We start from the raw sequence: 20,723 nt of genomic DNA on the forward strand, positions 1-20,723 counted from the left end.
TGGTCGGCGGCGGTGGAGTCCGGCTGCTTCGGCAGGTGTGGTGCCGAATCGTGTGCGAGTAACTCTCGGTAGAGCTGAATGTCCTGAGATCGTAGAGATTCGAGACGTGCCCCGAAGTCAGGCGTCACGCTGCATTCCCCCATGCCGGCGACCTGTGCTTGCCGTCAGGCTAGTTCACGGCGCCAGGGCCGGGAATCTTCGCAGTTGGAGACTTTGATCACGCTGTGGCCGAGCTGAGGGGAGGGGCGCATCGGCCGGCGCGCACCGGCTTCCTTCACCCGCTTCCCGGACGGAATCCCGCCACCGATCAGGCTATTTTCGGCCCCTTTCACCGTCTGTCGCACGCACGGGGAATATCCGGAACGTCGCTGTTCGAGCGGGTGTCGCGGCAGCGACCCGACCGCACGGTCCGACTTCCTCCGCGTGTTCCTGCGGAGCGGGTTCCCGCACCGGTTTCCACCTTGTCCGGGCAGCCGGTTCCGGCCAGGATCGGTGATGCCTCATTCGCTGAGGCAACGTCGTGAACAATCCATGAATGGAGTGTGAAGTGGCGACCGAGGCAACACGGTCACAGGGCACAGCCGGCCATAACAGCGCCCCTTACCGGTATTTTTCCGAAAGGGAAGTGGAACGGGCGCTGGAAATCCACTCGGAAGGCCAGATCAAGCTGTTCCTGGAATCCTGGGAGGACCTGCCGGTCGATGCGTACATGAAGGACGGCGCGGACTACCGCCGTCGCCGTCACGGTTCCTTCCGCTTCTCCGGCGGGGACCTCGGCGGGCACTTCGGCGGGGACCTCGTACGGGAAGCCCCGCGCGCCTTCCACCAGAGCGCCGAGGTGAACGCCCTCCACGGCGGCGTCGACCGCCACTTCCCGCCGCTGGCGGACGAGGTGGCCGCGGAAGGGGTGCTCCACACCCTCATCCGCTTCTTCGCCGAGCGGGTGCCCGGTGACTTCGACCCGGCCACCAGCGGTGTCGGCGTCCACCAGATCCGCATCACCGCCACCCGCGACGCGAAGGGGCTCCCGGCCCCCGAGGGCGTCCACGAGGACGGGCACCACTACGTGGCGCAGGTCCTGATGCGCCGTACCGACGTCAAGGGCGGCGAGTCGCAGCTGTACGACCGCGACCGCCGGCCGATCCACAGCACCACCCTGCTGCGCCCGTTCGAGTCGATCGTGATCGACGACCGCCGGGTCTTCCACGGCGTCTCCGCCATCGAGCCGGCGGACGGAGTCCGGCAGGGCGTGCGCGACATGCTGCTGATCGACTACTTCCCGCTCGCCCCCGACGGCGCGCGCGACTGACCCGACCACCCACCGACCGCCGCCGCTCCGCCCCCCCCACCCGGGAAAGACGCCATGAACGACGACTTCACCAGGCACCTGCAGTCACGCCTGCCCGCCGCCCGCACGGACGTGCGGACCCGGACCGCCTACACGTCCGACGCCTCGATCTACCGCGTCATGCCGACCGCGGTGTTCGAGCCCCGGGACGCGGAAGAGGCGGCCGTCGCAGTGGGCACCGCCGTCGAACACGGCGTCCCCGTCACCTGCCGGGGCGGCGGCACCTCCATCGCCGGCAACTCCATCGGCTCCGGGCTGATCCTCGACTTCTCCCGGTACATGAACCGCATCGAAGACCTCGACCCCGAGGCCGGCACCGCCACGGTCCAACCCGGCGTCGTCCTCGGCACCCTGCGGGACCGGGCCGCCGCCCACGGCCTCACCGTCGGCCCCGACCCCTCGACGTACTCCCGCTGCACCATCGGCGGGATGATCGGCAACCACGCCTGCGGCGCCCACTCGGTGGCCTGGGGCACCACCGCCGACATCACCGAGCGCGTGGACCTGCTGCTCGCCGACGGCCGCCGCGTCCACGCCGACCAGCGATCCAGCGGTGACGCCGACATCGACCGCCGACTGAAGCGGCTGAGGGACGCCCACCTCGCGCCGCTGCGCACCGAACTCGGCCGCTTCGGTCGGCAGGTGTCGGGGTACGGACTGAACGCCCTGCTGCCCGAGAAGGGCTTCCACGTCGCCCGCTCCCTGGTGGGCACCGAGGGCACCTGTGGCGTCCTGCTCGGCGCCACGATCCGGCTCACCCCGATCCCGGCCGCCCGGGTGCTCCTCGTCCTCGGCCTCCCCGACGTCTACGCGGCCGCCGATCGCGCCCCCTCGCTCGCGAAGGCCGGCGCGCTGACCGTGGAGGGCCTGGACGCCCCGCTCGTCGAGGCGCTGCGCTCGCGGGGCGGTCGCGCTCCGGGCATCGACCTGCTGCCGCCCGGCGAGGCATGGCTGTACTGCGAGATCGAGGGCGTGGACGAGGCCGACGCGATCGCCAACGCCCGGCGCCTGGCCCGTGAGACCGACGCCACCCACTTCATCACCGCCGACGCCGAGCAGACGGCGGCGATCTGGTCCATCCGCCGCAACGGCGCGGGCATCGCCACCCGGATGGCCGACGGACGGCAAGCCTGGCCCGGCTGGGAGGATTCCGCCGTCCCGCCGGAGCGCCTGTCCGGATACCTGCGGGACCTGCACGCCCTCATGGCCGAGCACCGCCGGACCGGCACCATCACGGGGCACTTCGGCGAGGGCTGCCTGCACGTCCGGGTCGACTGGGAACTGGGCAGCGAGCAGGGCCTCGCCGGCTACCGGGAGTTCATCACGGCCGCCGGCGACCTCGTGGTCCGGCACGGCGGCTGCGCCTCGGGCGAACACGGCGACGGCCGTGCCCGCTCCGAGCTGCTGGCCCGTACGTACTCGCCCGAACTGATCGGCGCGTTCGCCGCGTTCAAGAACATCTGGGACCCGGGCAACCTGCTCAACCCCGGCGTCATCGTGGACCCGGTCCCCTTCGACGAGCAGGTCCGCCCCGGCCCGGGCCGCGACCGCAAGCAGTTGCCGACGATCCAGCGCTTCGACGCCGACCAAGGCTCGCTCACCAACGCCGTGCACCGCTGCACGGGCGTCGGCACCTGCCGCGACGACACCGGCCACATGTGCCCCTCCTACCAGGTCACCCGCGACGAGGTGCACTCCACGCGGGGGCGCGCCCGGGTGCTCAGCGAGATGCTGCGCGGCGAGACGATCACCGACGGCTACCGCTCCACCGAGGTCCGCGACGCACTCGACCTGTGCTTCTCCTGCAAGGCGTGCAAGAGCGACTGCTCGGTCAACGTGGACATGGCCGCGTACAAGTCGGAGTTCCTGCACCGGCACTACGAGGGACGGCTGAGACCGCGCGCCCACTACACCCTGGGATGGCTGCCGGCGCTGGCCCGGCTGGCGTCGGTGGCGCCCCTCACCCTGAACCGGCTGACGCGGCGCGCGCCGATCGCCGCCAAACTGAGCTCCCTGGCCGGGCTGGAGACCCGTCGGCCGCTGGTGGAACTGCCCGCGCAGACCTTCCGGCAGTGGTTCCGCTACCGCAAGCCGGCCCCGGCGGGCGCGGCGGCCGGTACGGGGGCCCGCGTCCCGGCGGGTTCCGCCGGCACGGTCGTCCTGTGGCCGGACACCTTCGGCAACCTCCTCGACCCCCGCGCGGCCCAGGCCGCCACCCGGGTCCTGGAAGCCCTCGGGTACCAGGTGGTCCTCCCCGACGGCCCGGTCTGCTGCGGCCTGACCTGGCACTCCACCGGCCAGTTGGGGACGGCCCGGGCGGTGCTGGGCCGTTCGGTGGGCGCCCTGCGCACGCACTTGGAGGCCGGCCGCGTCATCGTCGGCCTGGAGCCCTCCTGCACCCAGACCCTGCGCGAGGAGGCGGCCGAACAACTGCCGGACTCGCCGCTCGTGCGCCGGTTGTCCCGGCAGGTGCGCACGCTCGCCGAAGTGGTCGCCGACCACCGCGGACCCTGGCCGTTCGGGACCCTCGACCAGGACGCCGTGATGCAGCCGCACTGCCACCAGGAGGCCGGCCACGGCCACGGTCCGGAGGCCGAGGTGCTGCGCCGGCTCGGCGTGACAACGGACGTGGTCTCCGCCGGCTGCTGCGGCATGGCCGGCAACTTCGGCTACGAACCGGGCCACTGGGACGTCTCCCGGGGCGCGGCCGAACGGGAGCTCTACCCGAAGCTGCGGGCCGCGGGCCCGGAGACGGCCGTGGTGGCCGACGGCTTCTCCTGCCGGACGCAGATCGCCCAGGAGGGCTCCCACCGTCCCGTACACCTGGCGGAGCTGCTGCTGCGTGCCCTGCCGGGAACCACCACCCCCGCCGAGCGCGAGAACGGAAGCGGCACATGCGCATCGTAAGGTTCGAGAAGGCGGGCACGATCCGCTATGGAGTCCTGGCCGAGGGCGAGGTCGTCCCGCTCGTCAACGGTCCCTTCGGCCCCCTGGACGTGTCCTCCGACGCCCCCCGCTTCCCCCTCGATGAGGTGCGGCTGCTCGCGCCCGTCACCCCGGGGAAGGTCCTGGCCATCGGCCGGAACTACGCCGAGCACGCCGCCGAGCTGGGCAACGAGGTGCCCGAGGAGCCGCTCGTGTTCCTCATGCCGGGCAGCGCCGTCATCGGCCCGGGGGAGGCGATCGTCAAACCGTCCTACACGGACGAGCTCCACCACGAGGCCGAACTCGCCGCGGTGATCGGCCGGACCTGCCGCGACCTGACACCGGAGCAGGTCCCCGCCCACCTCCTCGGCTACACCTGCGCCAACGACGTCACCGCCCGCGACCTCCAGGGACCGGACCGGCAGTGGTGGCGGGCCAAGGGGTCGGACACCTTCTGCCCGATCGGCCCCTGGGTGGAGACCGAACTCGACGTCACGGCGGTCGCGGTACGGGCCACCGTGAACGGCGAAACCCGACAGGACGGCAACAGCTCCCACATGGTGCACCCCGTCGACCGCCTGATCAGTCACATCAGTTCGGCCATGACACTGCACCCTGGTGACGTGATACTCACCGGTACCCCCGCGGGTGTCGGACCGCTGCGGCGCGGCGATCGGGTCACGGTCTCCGTCGAGGGGATCGGCGCCCTCACCAACCACGTCGTCTGAAACCGCGCCGACCTACCTGGAGTCCCGTTCCCCATGATGATCCTCCTCGGCGCCTTCCTGGTGCTGGCCGTCGCCTCCGTCGTACGCACCACGGCGGGATTCGGCTTCTCCCTGGTGGCCGTTCCGCCCCTGGCGCTGCTCATCGACCCGGCGAGCGCCGTGGTCGTGGCCGGCATCATGGCCGCCCCGCTCAGCCTGTGGATCGCCGTCCGCGACTGGCGCCACGTCGACCGCCGCCTGATGACGGCCACCCTGCTGTCGGGGCTGGCCGGGGTGCCGATCGGAGTGTGGCTGCTGACCACGCTCTCCTCGCGGGTCCTGCTGTTCGTCATCGCGACCGTGGTGCTGCTGGGCACCTTCATCGTCTGGCGGAAGATCACGCTCGGCGGTGGCCTGGGCGCGGTGATGGCCGTCGGGATGTTCTCCGGCGCCTCCTTCGCCGCCACGGGCATCGACGGGCCGCCCATGGTCGCCGCGTTCCAGAGCATGAAGCTGGAGCCCAGGGTCCAACGCGCCACGCTGGGCGTGGTGTTCTCCGGCACCAGCCTGGCCGCGCTGGTCGGGTTCGGGATCAGCGGCCAGCTCACGGCGACCGTCGGACGGATGCTCCTCGTCGGGGTGCCGGCGCTGCTCATCGGCATCTTCGTCGGCGAGCGGGCGTTCCGCCGCCTGGACGCCGCCCGTTTCCGGCGGGTGATCCTCGGGCTGCTGGTCGTCAGCTCCCTGTCGGTGGTCCTGCGCGTGGCCACCGCCTGACACCCGCGACGGCCTGACGCGCGCCACCGCCCGACACCCCCTACAGGTCGCGGACCGACGCGATCGTGAAGGTGGTCGGGGTGCCCGTGGAGGGGGTCATGGGGCCGCCCTTGTCGAACTGGGAGCGGACCACCAGGGTGCGGCCGGGGGTGTGGGTCAGGGTCGTGGGGATCTGGAGGTCCGGGTCCGTGAGGGTGCGGGTCAGGCGGGCGTGGGTGCCGTCCGGGGTGAGCTGCCAGCGGGTCAGGGTGTCGGTGGTGTTGTGGGCCACGCGCAGGACGCCGCCGGGGGAGAGCTGGAGGCCGTCGCCGTGCTTGAGGTCACCGCCGTGGAGGGTGACGCGGGACAGGGCGCCCGTGCGCAGGTCGATCCGGTGGAGGTCGCCCGCGGTCATGTCGACGGTCAGCAGGAAGCGGCCCGCCGGGTCGGCCACGATGCCGTTCAGCGTGACGCTGCCCGCCGGGCCCGGGGTCACCTGGCCGCTCAGGTCGTAGGCCACCTCCAGGGGACCGGAGCCGGTGGCCGACCGGGCCGGGGTCACGCGGTAGACCACCGCGCGGAGGCTGTCGGTGAGGTAGGCGGTGCCGTCCGGGGTGATCGCCAGGTCGTTGACGAAGGAGGGGGCGCCACCGGGGGTGTCGAAGTGGGCGACGCGGGCGCCGGTACGGGTGTCGTACACGGCGACGCCCTTGGTGGAGTCGATGACCCACAGTCGGCCGCGGGCGTCGACGGCCAGGCCGTTCGCGGTGTGGCGGCCGTCGGTCCCGGCCGGCAGGAAGACCTCGGCCGTGCCCTGGCCGGGGCGGGCGCGGTAGACGGCGCCGGTCGCGTACGAGCCGACGTAGACCGTGCCGGTACGGGCGTCCGAGGCTATGCCCTCCGGGTAGACCTTCTCGCCGGGGAGGGCGAAGGCGGTGGACAGTCGCGGGGTCGCCGTGGCGGGCGCGGCGGCGGTGGCTTGCGCTGAGGCGGTGGCCGCGTGGCGGCCAGGGTCAGGGCCGTGGCGAGGGCGGCGGCGAGGGACAGGGCCGTGGAGGCGCGTCGCATGTGAGGGCGTCCTGTTCTGTGTAATCTTCCGATCGGTCGAGCACGAAGGTACGTTAGAGCTCTAATGCTTGCAAGGGCCGTAGTATGCGGGAATGACTTCCCTGTCCGCCGAGGAGCGCATCGGCTCGCACATCAAGCGCGCCGAGCAGGCGCTGCTCGCGGCGAAGAACACGGCGCTCAAGCCGGCCGCGGTAACGGTTCCCCAGTACGCCGCCCTGCTCTGGCTCGCCGAGAAGCCGGGCATCTCCGCCGCCGCGCTCTCCCGCCTGTGCGGGGTGACGCCGCCCACCATGAACACCGTCCTGAAGAACCTCCAGGAGCGCGGGCTCATCGAGCGGACCCCGCACGAATGGCACCGCAACGTGCTGGAGACCCGGCTGACGGAGCAGGGGCGCACGGTGATGGAACTGGCGGACACGGCGGCGGTGCGGGTCGAGCGGCGGCTCGCGGCCGAGTTCAGCGCCGAGGAACGGGAGCGGCTCATCGAGCTGCTGGGGCGGTGCGCCCGGGTCCTCGACGCCCTGAAATGAGACGCCTCCCGCCCTGAGGTGACACGGCTCCCGCCCTGAAGTGGGACGCCTCCGTTCACGTTCGGCGGGCCCTCGCGCCCCGGCGACGGGTTTTTTGTCTCGTCCCGCAACCACCGGCAGGATGCGTACGTCAGCACCCACAGATGGCCCAACCCGTTCAGCGTTCGGAGCGAAGTCCGTGCCCCAGTCCCCGCAGAGCCCGCGGCCCCACGAGACGACCGCCGGCCGCGCGCCCGAGCGGTCCCGGCGCGCGATACGGATCGGCGCCGGCCTCGCGGTCGCGCTGATCCTCGGGGGCGGCGGCTTCGCCGCCCGGAAGTACGAGTGGTTCTCCGGCAACGGTCGGGCGGTCACCGTCGCCAAGACGCCCCCGCCGGCCGCGCACGGCGACGACAAGGCCGCGCGGACCCCGCCCGCCCCCGCCGTCCCGGCCGAGCCGACCGGGGACCCGGACGTGCTGATGGAGACCGGCCCCCGCTCCGACTTCAAACAGACCGCCAAGCTGGACGACGGCACGGTCATCAGCAAGACGCGCGTCGCGGGCGCCAAATCCGGCTTCGAGGGTGACGTCTGGGTCTGGACGCCCAAGGAGTACAGCGACCCGAAGTACGCCAAGAGCGCCTTCCCGGTCCTGATCTCGCTGCCCGGCGGCAACGGCTTCCCCGCCAACTACTGGTCCGACCGCAGCCTCGGCCTCCAGAAGGCGATCGAGGACGGCGTCGAGGCCGGCACCAGCCTGCCGTTCGTCCTGATCATGCCGGTGCTCAACCCGGACAACAAGTTCTACTACGACGGCTCCGACATCCCCGGCCGGCCCAAGATGGGCACCTGGCTCGCGGAGGACATCCCGGACTTCACCCGCGCCAACTTCCGTACGTACAAGTCCCGCGACGGGTGGGCCTTCATGGGCGCCTCCTCCGGCGGCTTCGTCGGTATGAAGCAGGTCCTCCAGCACCCGGACCGGTTCAAGGCCGCGATCGCCAGCGGCGGGGAGATCATCCCCGACTCGCCGCTCTGGAAGGGCCACCAGGCGGAGATGGACGAGAACAACCCGGAGAACCTCGCCCGGAAGCTGATCGACGGCAAGGGCCCGGACGTCTACATCGACTTCCAGATCGGGACCAAGGAGACCGGCAAGGACCGGATGCTCGCGTTCCAGCGCGAGTACGGCAAGGGCCCGGTCAAGACGACCATCCACGACATCCAGAACGGCGAACACAACGGCTGGCATTACGTCCGGGGGATGAAGGAAAGCTCCCTGGAGTGGATCAGCAAGGTGCTGAAGGGCCCCCGGCCGGCAGCCGGCTGACGAGCGGCCCGGCCGGCCGGCGCACCGGCCACGACCTGCGAAAACGACCGCCACGCGGCTCCCGTGGCCCGGTCCGCGGCCCGTACGGGGTTCCCCCCGCGCGGCCCCGTCGGCGCGCGGCGGCGGCCGTCCCCCGCGTGGCTCCCGCCACGTCGCACCCGTCCCGGGCAACCCATAGCGTCGTTCACACCTCTGTCAGGGGTGTAAGGGGGACCTATCGGTCCGACCCGCGCTCGTGGAGAGCGCCGGAGCAGGAACGGAACAATCCGTGCAGCAAGACCAGCAAGACGACGGCGGCCCGAAGACCAGGACCCCGGGCCGGCGGCGCCTGATCATCCTCGGCGGCGGCCTCGCCGTCGCCCTCGCCGCCGGGGGCGGCGCGGCCGCGTACCGGACCGGCTTCTTCTCGGGGGTCGGCGAACCGGTCGCCTTCGGCAAGACCCAGGAGACCGCCGCGGCCACCGTGGACCTGCCCCGGCGAGGGGTGCGCATGCCCACCGGCCCGAGGGCCGCGTTCGTCCGCACCGCCCGACTCCCCGACGGCACCCAGATCGCCAAGACCACCCTGACCGGCCCGAAGTCGGGCTTCACCGGCGACGTGTGGGTGTGGGTGCCGAAGGAGTACGACGAGCCGAGGTACGCCAAGAGCGCCTTCCCGGTCCTGATCTCGCTGCCCGGCGGCCGGGGCTACCCCACCAACTACTGGGGGACCGGCCCCGGCCTCGGCCTGCAGCAGGCCGTGGCGGACGGCGCGAAGGCCGGCAAGAGCCTGCCGTTCATCCTCGTCATGCCGGTGATCAACGCCGACACCAAGCACCACTTCGACGGCTCGGACATCCCCGGTCAGCCCAAGATGGGCACCTGGATGGTCGATGACGTCCCCGCCTTCGCCAAGGCCAATTTCCGCACCTTCACCTCCCGCGACGGCTGGGCCTTCATGGGCTCGTCCTCGGGCGGCTTCGGCGCCTTCAAGGACGTCCTGAAGTACCCCGACCGGTTCAAGGCCGTCATCGCGAGCGGCGTGGACTTCGTCCCCGACTCCCCGCTGTGGAAGGGGAACCGGCGGGCGATGGACGAGAACAACCCGGAGAAGCTCGCCGCCGAGCTGATCGAGGAGGGCGGCCCGGACGTCTACGTCAACTTCCAGATCGGCACCAAGGAGAGCGGCCGCGACCTGGCCGAGAGGTTCATGAGGGAGTACGGCAAGGGTCCCGTGCACACCCGGCTCCAGGTGATCCAGGATGGCGAGCACAATGGCAAGTCGTACGTGCGGGGCATGAGGGAGGGTTCCTTGGAGTGGATCAGCAAAGTGATGCTCGCGCCGACCCCCGACCCCGACGTGCCGTGAGCCCGGCGGTGAGGGGACGCGGACGCGCCGTCATCGGCGCGCTGGCCGCCGCCGGGATCGCGGCGGTGTTCGGCGTGGCGTTCGTCGAGGCCACGGGCGACCGGGCGGTGCACCCCTTCCCCACCGTCGGGGTGCTGATGGCGGGCGGCGAGCACTGGTGCACGGCCAGCGTCGTCGACAGCCCCAAGGGCAACGTCGTCGCCACCGCCGCGCACTGCGTCGCCCCGGCCGGCGAGGACGGACAACCGGGCGAGGCCGCGCACGACGGCCAGGCCATCGGCGAGCTCGCCTTCGCCCCCGCCTTCTCCGGCGCGGGCTCGGGGAACCGACCCTTCGGGTTGTGGAAGGTCCGGTCCGTCCACGTGGACGACCGCTGGACGAAGTGGGGCGACGAGACCGCCGACTTCGCCTTCCTCACCGTCGAACCCGACGAGGACGGCCGCAGCGTGCAGGACCGCGTCGGCCGCGACGAGGCGCCGAAGCCCGACTGGACCTCCGGCTACGAGCGCGAGGTCACCGTCGTCGGCTACCCGGAGCCCGACCGCAACCCGCAGAACAAGCCGGTGTCGTGCACCACGCAGACGCGGCACGACGACGACGACCCCGCGATGCTCTACATCAGCTGCTCGGGGTTCTGGACCGGTACCAGCGGAAGCCCGTGGATCGCCGACCGGGGCGGCCCGGGCCGGCCGGGCCGGCTCATCGGGGTGCTCAGCGGGGGCGACACGGACGTGGACTCCACGGCCGCGCTCTACGACGAACGGGCGAAGGCACTGTACGAACGGGCCGCCCGCGGCTGAACCGGACCCGCGCGACCCGCTCCACGCCTCAGCCGCGTTCGGTACTCACGATCAGCCCCACGCCCGCCACGACGATCGCGCCGCCGATGACGATCGGCCAGGTCAGCGGCTCGGCCAGGATCAGCCAACCCAGCGCGACGGCGACGACCGGATTGACGTAGGCGTACGTGGACACCAGCGACAGCGGCGCCGAGCGCAGCAGCCACACGTACGAGGTGAAGGCGACGAGCGAGCCGAAGAGCACGAGGTAGCCGAGCGCCAGCCAGGAGGCGGTGGAGAAGTCCGCCGGACGCAGGCCGTGCTGCTCGCCCCGGGCGAGACCCGTGAGGACACCGCCGATCCCGCCCGCGAGCATCTGGTACGCGCTGCCCGCGAACGGGTTGGTCGGCATCGGCAGCTTCGAGGAGGAGAACGAGCCCAGCGCCCACAGCACCGAGGCGGCCAGCACCAGCAACACCCCCGACAGGCGCACCTCGCCACCGATCCCGGGACTGGTCAGCACCGCCAGACCGACGAGCCCCACGAACACCCCGGCGACGGTGCGCGGCGGCGGCCGGTCGCCGGTGACCGCCCGCAGCACCACGAGCCACATCGGGACGGCGGCGATCAGCAGGGCGGCGAGGCCGGAGGGGACCGAGGTCTCGCCGAGCACCACCAGGCCGTTGCCGCCTAGCACCAGCAGCAGGCCCACCAGCACCGCCGAGCCGAGCTGGGCGCGGGTGACGCGGAGCGCGGACGGGCCGAAGCGCCAGGCGACGATCCCGGCCAGCAAAAGCCCGGCCGTGATGAACCGGGCCCCGGCGGAGAGGAACGGCGGCATCGTCCGGACGACGACCCGGATGCCGAGATAGGTCGAGCCCCACAGGACGTACACGAGGGTGAGGGCGAACCAGACGGAGCCGGAGATCTTGGATGTGCGCACCTCGGGAGCCTACGGGCACGGGCGGCCCCGGTCGGCCTACGGGGATCAGCGGTCGAGCAGGCCGTTCAACTCCCCGTAGGGGAGGCTGTCGGAGAGCGCGCCGTACGTGCCGGTGCTGAGCAACTCCTCGGTGGCGCGGCGCACGACGGCGTACGCGGCCTGGGCGACCGCCGACCCCAGGCTGACGCGGGCCGCGCCGAGGGCGCCCAGCTCGGCGACGGTCGGGGCGCCCGGGCCGACGAGGACGTTGAGCGGGGCGTCGATCCCCTTGGCGAGTTCCGCGACGGTGGCGGGGTCGGTGACACCGGGGACGAAGATGCCGGAGGCCCCGGCGCGCAGGTAGGTCGCGGCGCGGGCGAGGGTCGCGTCGAGGCGGGTGTCCGGGTCGCCGAGGCCGAAGAGGTACGTGTCCACGCGGGCGTTGATGTAGAGGGGGACCCCGGCGGCTTCGGCGGCGGCACGGGCGGCGGCGACGCGGTCGGCGTGCTCGGCGGGGGCGCGGTTGCCGTCCTCGATGTTGATGCCGACGGCGCCGGCGGCCAGGACGCCGGTGACGGTCTCGCCGACGCCGGCGGGCTCGGTGGCGAAGCCGCCCTCGATGTCGGCGGTGACGGGTACCGAGACGGCGGCGGCCACGCGGGCGATGAGGTCGAGCGCGCGGTCGCGGGCGAGGGCGTCGCCGTCGGGCGAGCCGAGCGACCAGGCGACGCCGGCGCTGGTGGTGGCGACGGCGGGGGCGCCGGCGGCCTCGACGAGGCGGGCGCCGGCGACGTCCCAGGCGTTGGCGAGGGCGAGGGGGGAGGCGGGGGTGTGGAGGGCGGTGAAGGCGAGTGCGCGGGCTGCGGTGGCTGTCGTCATGGGGGCAGTCCACCAGAGGGTGGGGGATCGGGGCCGGCCTTTTCCCGACGAGGTCGTGGGGCGGCCGGGCGGACCGCGCGGCGCGGCGGCGCCACCCCCCGCCCGCCCCGACCGCGCCGGAGTCTTTCGCGGCCCGCCCCGGTCCCCCGCGCCTCGAACGCCGGCGGCGCCGAGACATGGGTCCCGTCCCGCGCCTCGATCGTAGGCGGCGCTGCGAGAGGCACCCCGCCCCGGTTTCCGCGCCTCAAACGCCGGCGGGGCCGGCGGGGGCGGCGGCGCCGCAGAGGGGGAGGACAGCGGTGCGGCTTCCCAGGGGGTTGGTGGGAGAGGCGGGGGAGACCGCCGCCCAGCAGGCCGCGGCCGTCGGTTCGACCGACAGGCCGCGTCGGGCCAGGTCCGCGCGGGCCGCGCGGAGGCGGTCGTCGGACACCGTCACGATCGTGCCGCCCGACTTCCGGACCGCCGCCAGGATCTGTCGGGCCCTCGGCGGGGCCGGGATCGCGATGCCCTCCGCCAGGGTCGGCCGCTGCGCCACCGGTTCCGCGTCGTCCCCGCCCGCCGCGAACGCCGCCGCCAGTGGGGACACCGCTTCCGCCTGCACCCCGATCAGCGCGGGCGGCCGTACCCCGCGCCGGGACAGTTCCGCCACCGCCAGCGCCGCGCCCAACAGCAGCGTGCCGTTGCCCACCGGTACCACCAACGCCTCGGGCAGCCGTCCCCCGAGCCGCTCCCAGATCTCGTACACGTACGTCTTCGTCCCGTGCAGGAAGTACGGGTTGAAGACGTGGCTGGCGTAGAAGACTCCCGGCGCGTCCGCCGCCGCCCGCGCCGCCCGCGCCGCGGCCTCGCGGCCGCCCGGGACGACCCGGACCGCCGCCCCGTGCGCCCGCATCCGCTCGGTCTTCTTCTCCGAGGTGCCCTCCGGCACGAAGACCTCACACGGCAGCCCGGCCCGCGCGCAGTACGCCGCGAACGCCGTACCCGCGTTGCCGCTGCTGTCCGCGACGACCCGCTCCGGACCCAGCCGCCGCGCCAACTCCACCAACATCACGGCACCCCGGTCCTTGAAGGACAGCGTCGGCATCAGGAAGTCGAGCTTGGCGTGGATCCGCTCCGTCAGCGGCACCAGCGGGGTGTGCCCCTCGCCGAGCGAAATGGGGATCTCCCCCGGCAACGGCAGCACGGGCCCGTACCGCCACAACGACCAGGGACCGCCCGCCGGTTCCAGCGGCACGGACGGGTCCGGCGTGAAATCGAGGTCCCAGGGGCCACCGCACGTCGGGCAGCACCACCTCGCGGTCGCCACCTCCGCCCGGGTGCCGTCGACGGGGCAGAGGTAGCCGGGGGGTGCGTACGTCACGCGTGTCTCCTTCGCCTGAGGGCAACGTCGCGGCGGCGACGGCCCGTTGAGGGCACGTCGAGGGCCCGCGCCGAAGCGGGCCGTGCCGTCGGTCGGTGAACGCGGGGGCGACCGGCCGGCCGGGTGTCCCCGCCTCGTACTATGCGCGCAATCGTCCGCGCCCCGCGCCCCCGCGCCCCGCGCACCCTTGTGATGGAGCACCCCGCCTCGTGACCGTTTCGCCCCCACCGCCCCCTCCCCCCGGCCCGGGCCACTACTGGCCCCCGCCGCCCGCGCCGTCCGTGTGGGGCTCGCCCGTGACCCCGCTGCCGCCCGCGCTCAACGGCTTCGCCGCCGCCTCGCTGCCGGTCGGACTGCTCTGCCTGCCGCCGCTGGGGGTCGTCTTCGCCGTCGTCGCGCTGGTGCAGATCGCGCGCAAGGGGGACCGGGGCAGGGCATTGGCCGTGGTGGGTCTGGTGGTGTCCCTGGCGATGAGCGCGGTCCTGGTCTACGCCACGGGTCGGTACGCCGACCCCTTCTTCCGGCGCCTGGGCTCGGAGCAGGCCCGTCAGTACGTCGACGGCCGGCTGACGGACATGCGCGACCTGCGACCCGGCGACTGCTTCAACGTCCCCGGCGGCGACCTGCTCGCCGAGCACACGATCGCCTACAAGACGGGCTGCGAGGCGGTGCACCACGCGGAGGTGACGTCCTCGGGCCGGATGGACGACTCCGCTTTCCCGACTCCGGAGCGGCTCAAGCAGAAGGCCACGGCCGCGTGCTGGAAGGCCCAGGACGCCTACGCCATGGACAGCTGGGCGGTGCCCGACTACGCCGAGATGTACTACTTCGCTCCCTCGCGCGAGTCGTGGCGGAGCGGGGACCGGCGACTGATGTGCGTCATAGGCACGGCCACCAAGGAGCACCGGGGCTCCCTGCGCAACGACGAGGGAACCCTGAAACCGGACCAGGTGACGTTCCTGCGGGCGATGAACGGCGTCGACCAGGCGATGGGACGCGAGCCGGAGGCGGACGTCGACGGCGCGCTCGCGGAGTACCGGACGTGGGCGCGGGAGGTGGAGACGGCGCTGGGCGGCGAGGCGCGGATGCTGGAGACCGCCTCGAAGGCACGCCCGGAGGTCGCCGCTCCGGCTGCGGCGCGGATCAGGGAGATCGAGGCGGCGCGCAGGGAGTGGCGGCGGGCGGGGAGCGCCACGACCCCCGACCTCTTCCAGGAGGCGTGGGACCGGGCGTTGGAAACGGTCACGGTCGACTCGGAAAAGGCGCTGCGCGGGGCGTACGGCCTGTCGACGGACGTTCCGCCGTGGCAGCGGCCGGGCCCGGGGGACATGGGCGGCGGTTCCGGGAAGGGTCCGTCCTCGAAGGGGCCGTCGTCCGAGCGGGTGTGACGGTGCGAGGCCCGGGACGGCGCGCGCGAGGTGGAGGGCAAGTAACGCGCGGTAACGGGTTTGAGTGACCTGGCTTCATCACTTCGGGTGAAACTCTGGCCTCTGCTTGCGGCGTACAACCATGGGTTGCCAGTGTGTAGCTGTCTGTCAACCCGATGGGAGTGGCCAGTGACTTTCGGTGAGCAGCCGGCCTATCTGCGCGTCGCCGGGGATCTGCGACAGAAGATCGTCGATGGGTCCCTGCCCCCGCACGCCCGGCTCCCCTCGCAGGCCCGTATCCGCGAGGAGTACGGGGTGTCCGACACCGTGGCGCTGGAGGCCCGCAAGGTCCTCATGGCAGAGGGTCTCGTCGAGGGCCGCTCCGGCTCCGGTACGTACGTGCGCGAGCAGCCCGTGCCACGGCGGGTGGCCCGCTCCGGCTACCGGACGGGCGGCCCGTCCACGCCGTTCCGCCAGGAACAGGCGGACGCGGCGGCGCGCGGCACCTGGGAGTCGAACAGCGAACAGGTCGACGCCCCGCCGGAGATCGCGAAGCGGCTGGGCGTCGGGCCGGGGGACCGGGTCATGCGGACCCGGTACGTCTTCCGTGACGCGGGGGAGGCCATGATGCTCTCCACCTCCTGGGAGCCGCTGGCCGTGACCGGCCGGACCCCGGTGATGCTGCCGGAGGAGGGGCCGCTCGGCGGGTCCGGGGTGGTGGAACGGATGGCCGCGATCGACGTGGTCGTGGACAACGTGGTGGAGGAAGTCGGCGCGCGGCCGGGGCTCGCGGAGGAGATCGCGCTGCTGGGCGGTGTCCCGGGACACGTCGTCCTGGTGGTGGGCCGCACCTACTACGCCTCGGGCCTGGCCGTCGAGACCGCCGATGTCGTGGTGCCGGCGGACCGCTACCGCCTGGCGTACCACCTGCCGGTGCGGTGACCCCGGGCGGGGAGCGGCGCGCGACGTCCGCCGCCCGACCCCGCGATGTGACAGCCGCGATGCGACCCCGCCGTGTGGTCCCCGTGCGCCCGGCGTGTGAGGGCCGCCGGGCGTGCGCCCTGTGAACGCCGGTGCCGGATGTGCGCCGGTGCACGCGCGGTGCGTTCGTACGCGTGGCCGGATGCGTACGCCCGCCAGGTACCTCTTCGTGAAAAACCGTATCCGCTCAGTAAAGGTCGGGCGTAAGCTCCGGCATATGCGCAGTGCGGTTTCCCGGGCAGGCACATCGGCGGAGGGTGAAACGCGATGAACGACAGCGGTGCCCTGCTCTCATGGCTGGTCATACGTCAGGACGACAACGGCAACCGCTACCGGGTGGGCCGGTACGCCACCCGGGCCGAGGCCCAGAAGGTCGTCGACAGCCTCGACGACCGAGGACACAAGCAGCTCTACTGGGTCGAGCGGGTCGGTCAGGGCTCCCAGACCGCGACCACGAACTGAGCGACGTCCCGAGCGGATCACCGGGCGCCGGGGCTGTCGGCGCGCTGACATAGGCTCCGTCCATGACTGTACGCGTGGTCGTGGGCGGAGCCCTTTGTCATGACGGCCGCCTGCTCGCCGCGCGGCGCAGTGCGCCGCCCGAGCTGGCCGGCCGGTGGGAACTCCCGGGCGGCAAGGCCGAACCGGGCGAGACGGTCCCCGAGGCGCTGGTGCGCGAACTGCGCGAGGAACTCGGCGTGGAGACCGAGGCGCTGGAGCGGATTCCGGGCGAGTGGCCGCTCCGGCCCGGGCTGGTCCTGCACGTGTGGACGGCCCGACTGGTGTCCGGGGTCCCGGAGCCGCTGGAGGACCACGACGAACTGCGGTGGCTCGGCCCGGACGAACTGGACTCGGTGGACTGGCTCGACCAGGACCGCCCCGCGGTCGCCGAAGCCGCCCGCCGCCTCTCCCTCCACCCGGGCGAGTAAGTCTGTTCGGAAACCTTGCCCTGGGCGAAGCTCCCGCCCTTTCCCTTCCCCGAAGTCGGCGCCGAACCGAGCCCCCAGAAGAGAGGGGGGGCGCACGGCGGCTCGCCCCGTAGGCCGTCTGCGCCACAGTGCGCCGGTGGCCGGGGAAGGGGTGGTACGACGCCTCGAATATCGGGTATGTCGCTATTAATCCCTGTCTCGTCTCCGAAACGTCCCTGCTGAACCCGACTGGGGCCGCCGCGGCCCGGGAAGTGATCGGCGTGATCGACACAGACGGTGAGTGCGCCGAGTGGGCCTTCCCCGCCGAGCCCGGTGCCGTCCGCACCGCTCGCCACGCCGTGCGCGGAAAGCTCCGCGCCTGGGGCTTGGATTCCGTGGGCGACGTGACCGTTCTGCTGGTCAGCGAGCTGGTGACCAACTCCCTGCGCTACGCCTCCGGCCCCATCGGGGTCCGTTTGGAGCGGCGCGACCCCGCCGGCGGGGATGCCGCATTGGGTCCGGCGCTTATCGTGGAGGTTTCGGATCCGCTTCCGGATCCGCCCCGCGAGCGGGCCGCGAACCCGGAGGACGAGGGCGGCCGGGGCCTGCACCTGGTGGCCGTCTCGGCCCGGCGCTGGGGGACCCGGCACGGGAAGTCGGGCAAGACTGTGTGGTTCGAGTTGGCACTTCCTGGTGAGTAACAAGGTGAAGGGTGGCCGACCACCATCCAGAATGGCTCAAAACAACGGGACCTTTTTGTGATCGTGAACGCCGTGCCGTCCCGGGCCGTGGTGCTGAATACTTCGGTCATGGCCGGTCCGGTTGCGGTGAGCTGGAGGGGACGGTCGCGTGAGCGAGATACCTGCACAGGCACATCAGGCCCGCGTGAGCGGGGAGGCGTGGCACGACTCCCTGTGGCACAGCAGCCCGCCTGGCTCGATATATGACTACATAAGGGTCGCGTCGTTCTCGATCGGCCCGGACGGTCTCATCGACCAGTGGAGCCTGCGCGCCGAGGAACTCTTCGGCCTGACCGCCGCCCAGGCGGTGGGACGCGACCCGGTCGACGCCTTCATGCCGCCGGAGCTGCGCGCCGGCGGTCACCGCAAGGTCGCCGAGATCCTCGACGGGGAGGAGTGGACCGGTCTCATCCCCTTCCGCATCCCCGACGGGAACGGCGCGCACGGGGTCGCGGAGATCTACGTGATGCCCACGCGGACGGAGACGGGCCGGCGGGCCGCCCTCTGTGTCGTCGTCGACGTACGCGCGCTGCGCCGGATCGAATCCGATCTCGCTGCCTCGCAGGCCATATTCGGTCAATCTCCCTTCGGCTTTCTGCTGTTCGGTACGGACCTCACGGTGCAGCGCGCCAACCGCCGGTTCGCCACCGTCTTCGGCGGCGCGGCGGAGGAGCACCGGGGCCGCACGGTCCACGACTACCTGCCGCCGCACGAGGCCGACCGGATGGCCGAGGCCCTGCGACGGGTGCTGGAGACGGGCGAGTCCGTCAACGACCTGAGGATCACCGGCGCCACCCCGCGCAGCCGGGAGGACCGCCACTGGTCGATCAACCTCTACCGGGTGCACGACGGCACCGGCAGCCCCATCGGCATCGCCGGCATCGGCATCGACGTCACCCGACGCCACCTCGCGGCCCGCGAAGCCGCCGGGGTCCGGCGCAACCTCGCCCTCCTCAACGAGGCCGGACACCGGATCGGCAACTCACTCGACCTGGAGACCACCGCCCGCGAACTCCTCGACGTCACCGTTCCCGGCTTCTGCGACCTGGCCGCCGTCGACCTCTACCAGGGACTGCTGCTCGGCGACGACGACCGGCCCGCCCGGCCCCAGGGCCGGCGCCGGGGCGTGCCGGCGCTGCCGGGGCAGGGCTCCGGGCGGGCGCCGTCCGCGCCGCTGCGGCGGGTGGCCTTCGCCTCCGCCGTGTCCGACGCGCCGCTCTCCGGGCCGGGCGCGCCGGTCTCGGTGGGCGAGACCCACCGCTATCCGCCCGGGTCGCCGGGCGCCCTGGCCCTGCGCACGGCCCGGCCCCGCCTCGTCGAGGCCGCCGGTTCCGACGACCTCGTGCAGTCGACGCTGGTCGTGCCGATGCTCGCCCACGACACCGTCGTCGGCCTCGCGCAGTTCTCCCGTACCAAGGGCAGCGAACCGTTCGGGGAACGCGACCGGGCGGTCGCGGTGGAACTGGCCGCGCGGGCCGCCGTCTGTATCGACAACGCCCGCCTCTACCGGCGCGAGCACGAGCGGGCCCTGATCCTCCAGCGGAGCCTGCTGCCGCCCGGGGACCCCGAGGCGGCAGGGCTGGACATAGCCTGCCGCTACCTGCCCGGGAACGCGGCGACCGAGGTCGGCGGCGACTGGTTCGACGTCATCGAACTGCCCGGCCACCGTACGGCCCTGGTCGTCGGGGACGTGATGGGGCGCGGGCTGCGCGCCGCCGTCGCGATGGGCGAACTGCGGACCGCCGTCAGGACCCTGGCCCTGTTGGACCTGGAACCGGCCGAGGTGCTGTCCGCCCTGGACGAGGTGGCCCGCGGCCTCGGCGCGCCGGGCGGCGCACAGCAGGCGTCGCGCGCCGCGCTGCACTCGCGGGACGCCGACCGCTCGGAGGTCTACCTCGCCACCTGCGTCTACGCCGTCTACGACCCGGTGACCCGGCGGTGCACGATCGCCAACGCCGGCCACATGCCGCCGGTCCTGGTCGAACCCGCCGAGGAAGGCGCCCCGCCGCGCCCCGGGCTGCTGCTGGAGGTGCCGCCCGGGATGCCGCTGGGGGTGGGCGGCGAGCCGTTCGAGGAGGTGGAGGTCGACCTCCCCGAGGGGGCGCTGCTCGCCCTCTACACCGACGGGCTCGTCGAATCGCGCGACCACCCGCTGGAGGAGGGGCTGAGCGGACTGCGCGAGGCGCTGGCCGACCCGGCGCGTCCGCTGGAGGAGGTCTGCGACCACGTGCTGAACACCCTGGAGACCCGGCACGGCGAGGACGACATCGCCCTGCTGATGGCGCGGGTGCAGGGGCTCCCGGTGGACGCGGTGGGGGATTGGCAGTTGCCGCGCGAGGCCCGGTCGGTGGGGCGCGCCCGGGAGCTGGCGCGGGCGAAGCTGCCGGCGTGGGGCCTGGAGGGGCTGCTGGACACCACCGAACTGCTGGTGAGCGAGCTGGTGACCAACGCCCTGCGGTACGGGGAGGGGGAGATCCGGCTGCGGCTGCTGCTGGACCGCACCCTGGTGTGCGAGGTGTGGGACGCGAACCTGGCGCAGCCGCGCCGGCGCCGGGCGCGCGACACCGACGAGGGCGGTCGCGGTCTCCAGCTCGTCGGGCTGCTGTCCGCCGGGTGGGGCACGCGGCGGACCCACCGGGGCAAGACCGTGTGGTTCGAACTCCCGCTCCCGGGCGCCGCCGCGGAACCGGTGACGGAGCTGTCGGCGGAACAACTGCTCGGCATGTACGGGTAGCCGGGAGGGGCGGGGCAGCCGGCTGGGCCCGATCCGCTCGGACCCGACCGGACCCCGCCCCC

Annotated in this window: 18 protein-coding genes; 14 read left to right on the forward strand and 4 right to left on the reverse strand. The window is 72.9% G+C overall.

Features of this window, described 5'->3' with window-relative positions:
* The first annotated feature begins 625 nt into the window (after nucleotides 1-625).
* From ACFVXJ_RS23380 to ACFVXJ_RS23395, 4 genes are read left to right on the forward strand one after another with little or no spacing between them, the layout of a single operon-like run.
* Complete coding sequence (locus ACFVXJ_RS23380; protein WP_389664319.1) at nucleotides 626-1,309, forward strand: 2OG-Fe dioxygenase family protein; 684 nt, start codon at nucleotides 626-628, stop codon at nucleotides 1,307-1,309.
* Nucleotides 1,310-1,363: 54 nt separating this feature from the next.
* Nucleotides 1,364-4,255, forward strand: a complete 2,892-nt coding sequence (locus ACFVXJ_RS23385) for an FAD-binding and (Fe-S)-binding domain-containing protein (RefSeq protein WP_389664321.1) — start codon at nucleotides 1,364-1,366, stop codon at nucleotides 4,253-4,255.
* Nucleotides 4,243-5,001, forward strand: a complete 759-nt coding sequence (locus ACFVXJ_RS23390; protein ID WP_389664323.1) for a fumarylacetoacetate hydrolase family protein — start codon at nucleotides 4,243-4,245, stop codon at nucleotides 4,999-5,001. Before ACFVXJ_RS23385 ends, ACFVXJ_RS23390 begins: the two co-directional genes overlap by 13 nt.
* A gap of 33 nt (nucleotides 5,002-5,034) precedes the next feature.
* Nucleotides 5,035-5,757, forward strand: a complete 723-nt coding sequence (locus ACFVXJ_RS23395; protein ID WP_389664325.1) for a sulfite exporter TauE/SafE family protein — start codon at nucleotides 5,035-5,037, stop codon at nucleotides 5,755-5,757.
* Nucleotides 5,758-5,797: 40 nt separating this feature from the next.
* Here ACFVXJ_RS23395 and ACFVXJ_RS23400 read toward each other — a convergent pair whose 3' ends face one another.
* Nucleotides 5,798-6,829 (reverse strand): SMP-30/gluconolactonase/LRE family protein, encoded by a 1,032-nt coding sequence (locus ACFVXJ_RS23400; protein WP_389664401.1) that lies wholly within the window; start codon nucleotides 6,827-6,829, stop codon nucleotides 5,798-5,800.
* A gap of 67 nt (nucleotides 6,830-6,896) precedes the next feature.
* Here ACFVXJ_RS23400 and ACFVXJ_RS23405 point away from each other — a divergent pair, with 67 nt between their 5' ends.
* The 4 genes from ACFVXJ_RS23405 (at nucleotide 6,897) to ACFVXJ_RS23420 (ending at nucleotide 10,791) form a co-directional block, all read left to right on the forward strand.
* The gene (locus ACFVXJ_RS23405) at nucleotides 6,897-7,334 is read left to right on the forward strand and encodes a MarR family winged helix-turn-helix transcriptional regulator (RefSeq protein WP_389664329.1); all 438 of its coding nucleotides are present in this window, start codon (nucleotides 6,897-6,899) and stop codon (nucleotides 7,332-7,334) included.
* A 178-nt stretch (nucleotides 7,335-7,512) separates the two neighbouring features.
* The gene (locus ACFVXJ_RS23410; RefSeq protein WP_389664330.1) at nucleotides 7,513-8,643 is read left to right on the forward strand and encodes an alpha/beta hydrolase-fold protein; all 1,131 of its coding nucleotides are present in this window, start codon (nucleotides 7,513-7,515) and stop codon (nucleotides 8,641-8,643) included.
* 268 nt (nucleotides 8,644-8,911) lie between these two features.
* The gene (locus ACFVXJ_RS23415) at nucleotides 8,912-9,991 is read left to right on the forward strand and encodes an alpha/beta hydrolase (RefSeq protein WP_389664332.1); all 1,080 of its coding nucleotides are present in this window, start codon (nucleotides 8,912-8,914) and stop codon (nucleotides 9,989-9,991) included.
* A gap of 8 nt (nucleotides 9,992-9,999) precedes the next feature.
* Nucleotides 10,000-10,791 carry a trypsin-like serine peptidase gene (locus ACFVXJ_RS23420; RefSeq protein WP_389664334.1) on the forward strand — a complete coding sequence of 264 codons (792 nt, stop codon included), beginning with the start codon at nucleotides 10,000-10,002 and terminating at the stop codon, nucleotides 10,789-10,791.
* Nucleotides 10,792-10,819: 28 nt separating this feature from the next.
* On the opposite strand, the gene ACFVXJ_RS23425 is transcribed toward ACFVXJ_RS23420, so the two are convergent.
* The 3 genes from ACFVXJ_RS23425 to ACFVXJ_RS23435 form a co-directional block, all read right to left on the reverse strand.
* Nucleotides 10,820-11,713: an EamA family transporter gene (locus tag ACFVXJ_RS23425; RefSeq protein ID WP_389664336.1), complete on the reverse strand. Its 894-nt coding sequence runs from the start codon at nucleotides 11,711-11,713 to the stop codon at nucleotides 10,820-10,822.
* Nucleotides 11,714-11,758: 45 nt separating this feature from the next.
* The gene (locus tag ACFVXJ_RS23430; RefSeq protein WP_389664337.1) at nucleotides 11,759-12,571 is read right to left on the reverse strand and encodes an isocitrate lyase/phosphoenolpyruvate mutase family protein; all 813 of its coding nucleotides are present in this window, start codon (nucleotides 12,569-12,571) and stop codon (nucleotides 11,759-11,761) included.
* A 244-nt stretch (nucleotides 12,572-12,815) separates the two neighbouring features.
* The gene (locus ACFVXJ_RS23435; RefSeq protein WP_389664339.1) at nucleotides 12,816-13,931 is read right to left on the reverse strand and encodes a pyridoxal-phosphate dependent enzyme; all 1,116 of its coding nucleotides are present in this window, start codon (nucleotides 13,929-13,931) and stop codon (nucleotides 12,816-12,818) included.
* A 296-nt stretch (nucleotides 13,932-14,227) separates the two neighbouring features.
* Here ACFVXJ_RS23435 and ACFVXJ_RS23440 point away from each other — a divergent pair, with 296 nt between their 5' ends.
* The 6 genes from ACFVXJ_RS23440 to ACFVXJ_RS23465 all read left to right on the forward strand — a co-directional run bounded on the left by ACFVXJ_RS23440 (nucleotide 14,228) and on the right by ACFVXJ_RS23465 (nucleotide 20,661).
* Nucleotides 14,228-15,319: a DUF4190 domain-containing protein gene (locus tag ACFVXJ_RS23440; RefSeq protein WP_389664341.1), complete on the forward strand. Its 1,092-nt coding sequence runs from the start codon at nucleotides 14,228-14,230 to the stop codon at nucleotides 15,317-15,319.
* A 168-nt stretch (nucleotides 15,320-15,487) separates the two neighbouring features.
* Nucleotides 15,488-16,240, forward strand: a complete 753-nt coding sequence (locus tag ACFVXJ_RS23445) for a GntR family transcriptional regulator (RefSeq protein ID WP_389664343.1) — start codon at nucleotides 15,488-15,490, stop codon at nucleotides 16,238-16,240.
* A gap of 306 nt (nucleotides 16,241-16,546) precedes the next feature.
* Complete coding sequence (locus ACFVXJ_RS23450) at nucleotides 16,547-16,741, forward strand: SPOR domain-containing protein (protein WP_136213881.1); 195 nt, start codon at nucleotides 16,547-16,549, stop codon at nucleotides 16,739-16,741.
* A gap of 62 nt (nucleotides 16,742-16,803) precedes the next feature.
* Entirely contained in the window at nucleotides 16,804-17,208 is a 405-nt protein-coding gene (locus ACFVXJ_RS23455) for a (deoxy)nucleoside triphosphate pyrophosphohydrolase (RefSeq protein ID WP_389664345.1), read from the forward strand.
* 251 nt (nucleotides 17,209-17,459) lie between these two features.
* Entirely contained in the window at nucleotides 17,460-17,888 is a 429-nt protein-coding gene (locus ACFVXJ_RS23460) for an ATP-binding protein (RefSeq protein ID WP_389664347.1), read from the forward strand.
* A 148-nt stretch (nucleotides 17,889-18,036) separates the two neighbouring features.
* Nucleotides 18,037-20,661: a SpoIIE family protein phosphatase gene (locus ACFVXJ_RS23465; protein WP_389664349.1), complete on the forward strand. Its 2,625-nt coding sequence runs from the start codon at nucleotides 18,037-18,039 to the stop codon at nucleotides 20,659-20,661.
* Nucleotides 20,662-20,723: the final 62 nt, after the last annotated feature.

The sequence above is a fragment of the Streptomyces sp. NPDC058279 genome (assembly GCF_042881255.1).
Lineage (GTDB): Bacteria > Actinomycetota > Actinomycetes > Streptomycetales > Streptomycetaceae > Streptomyces.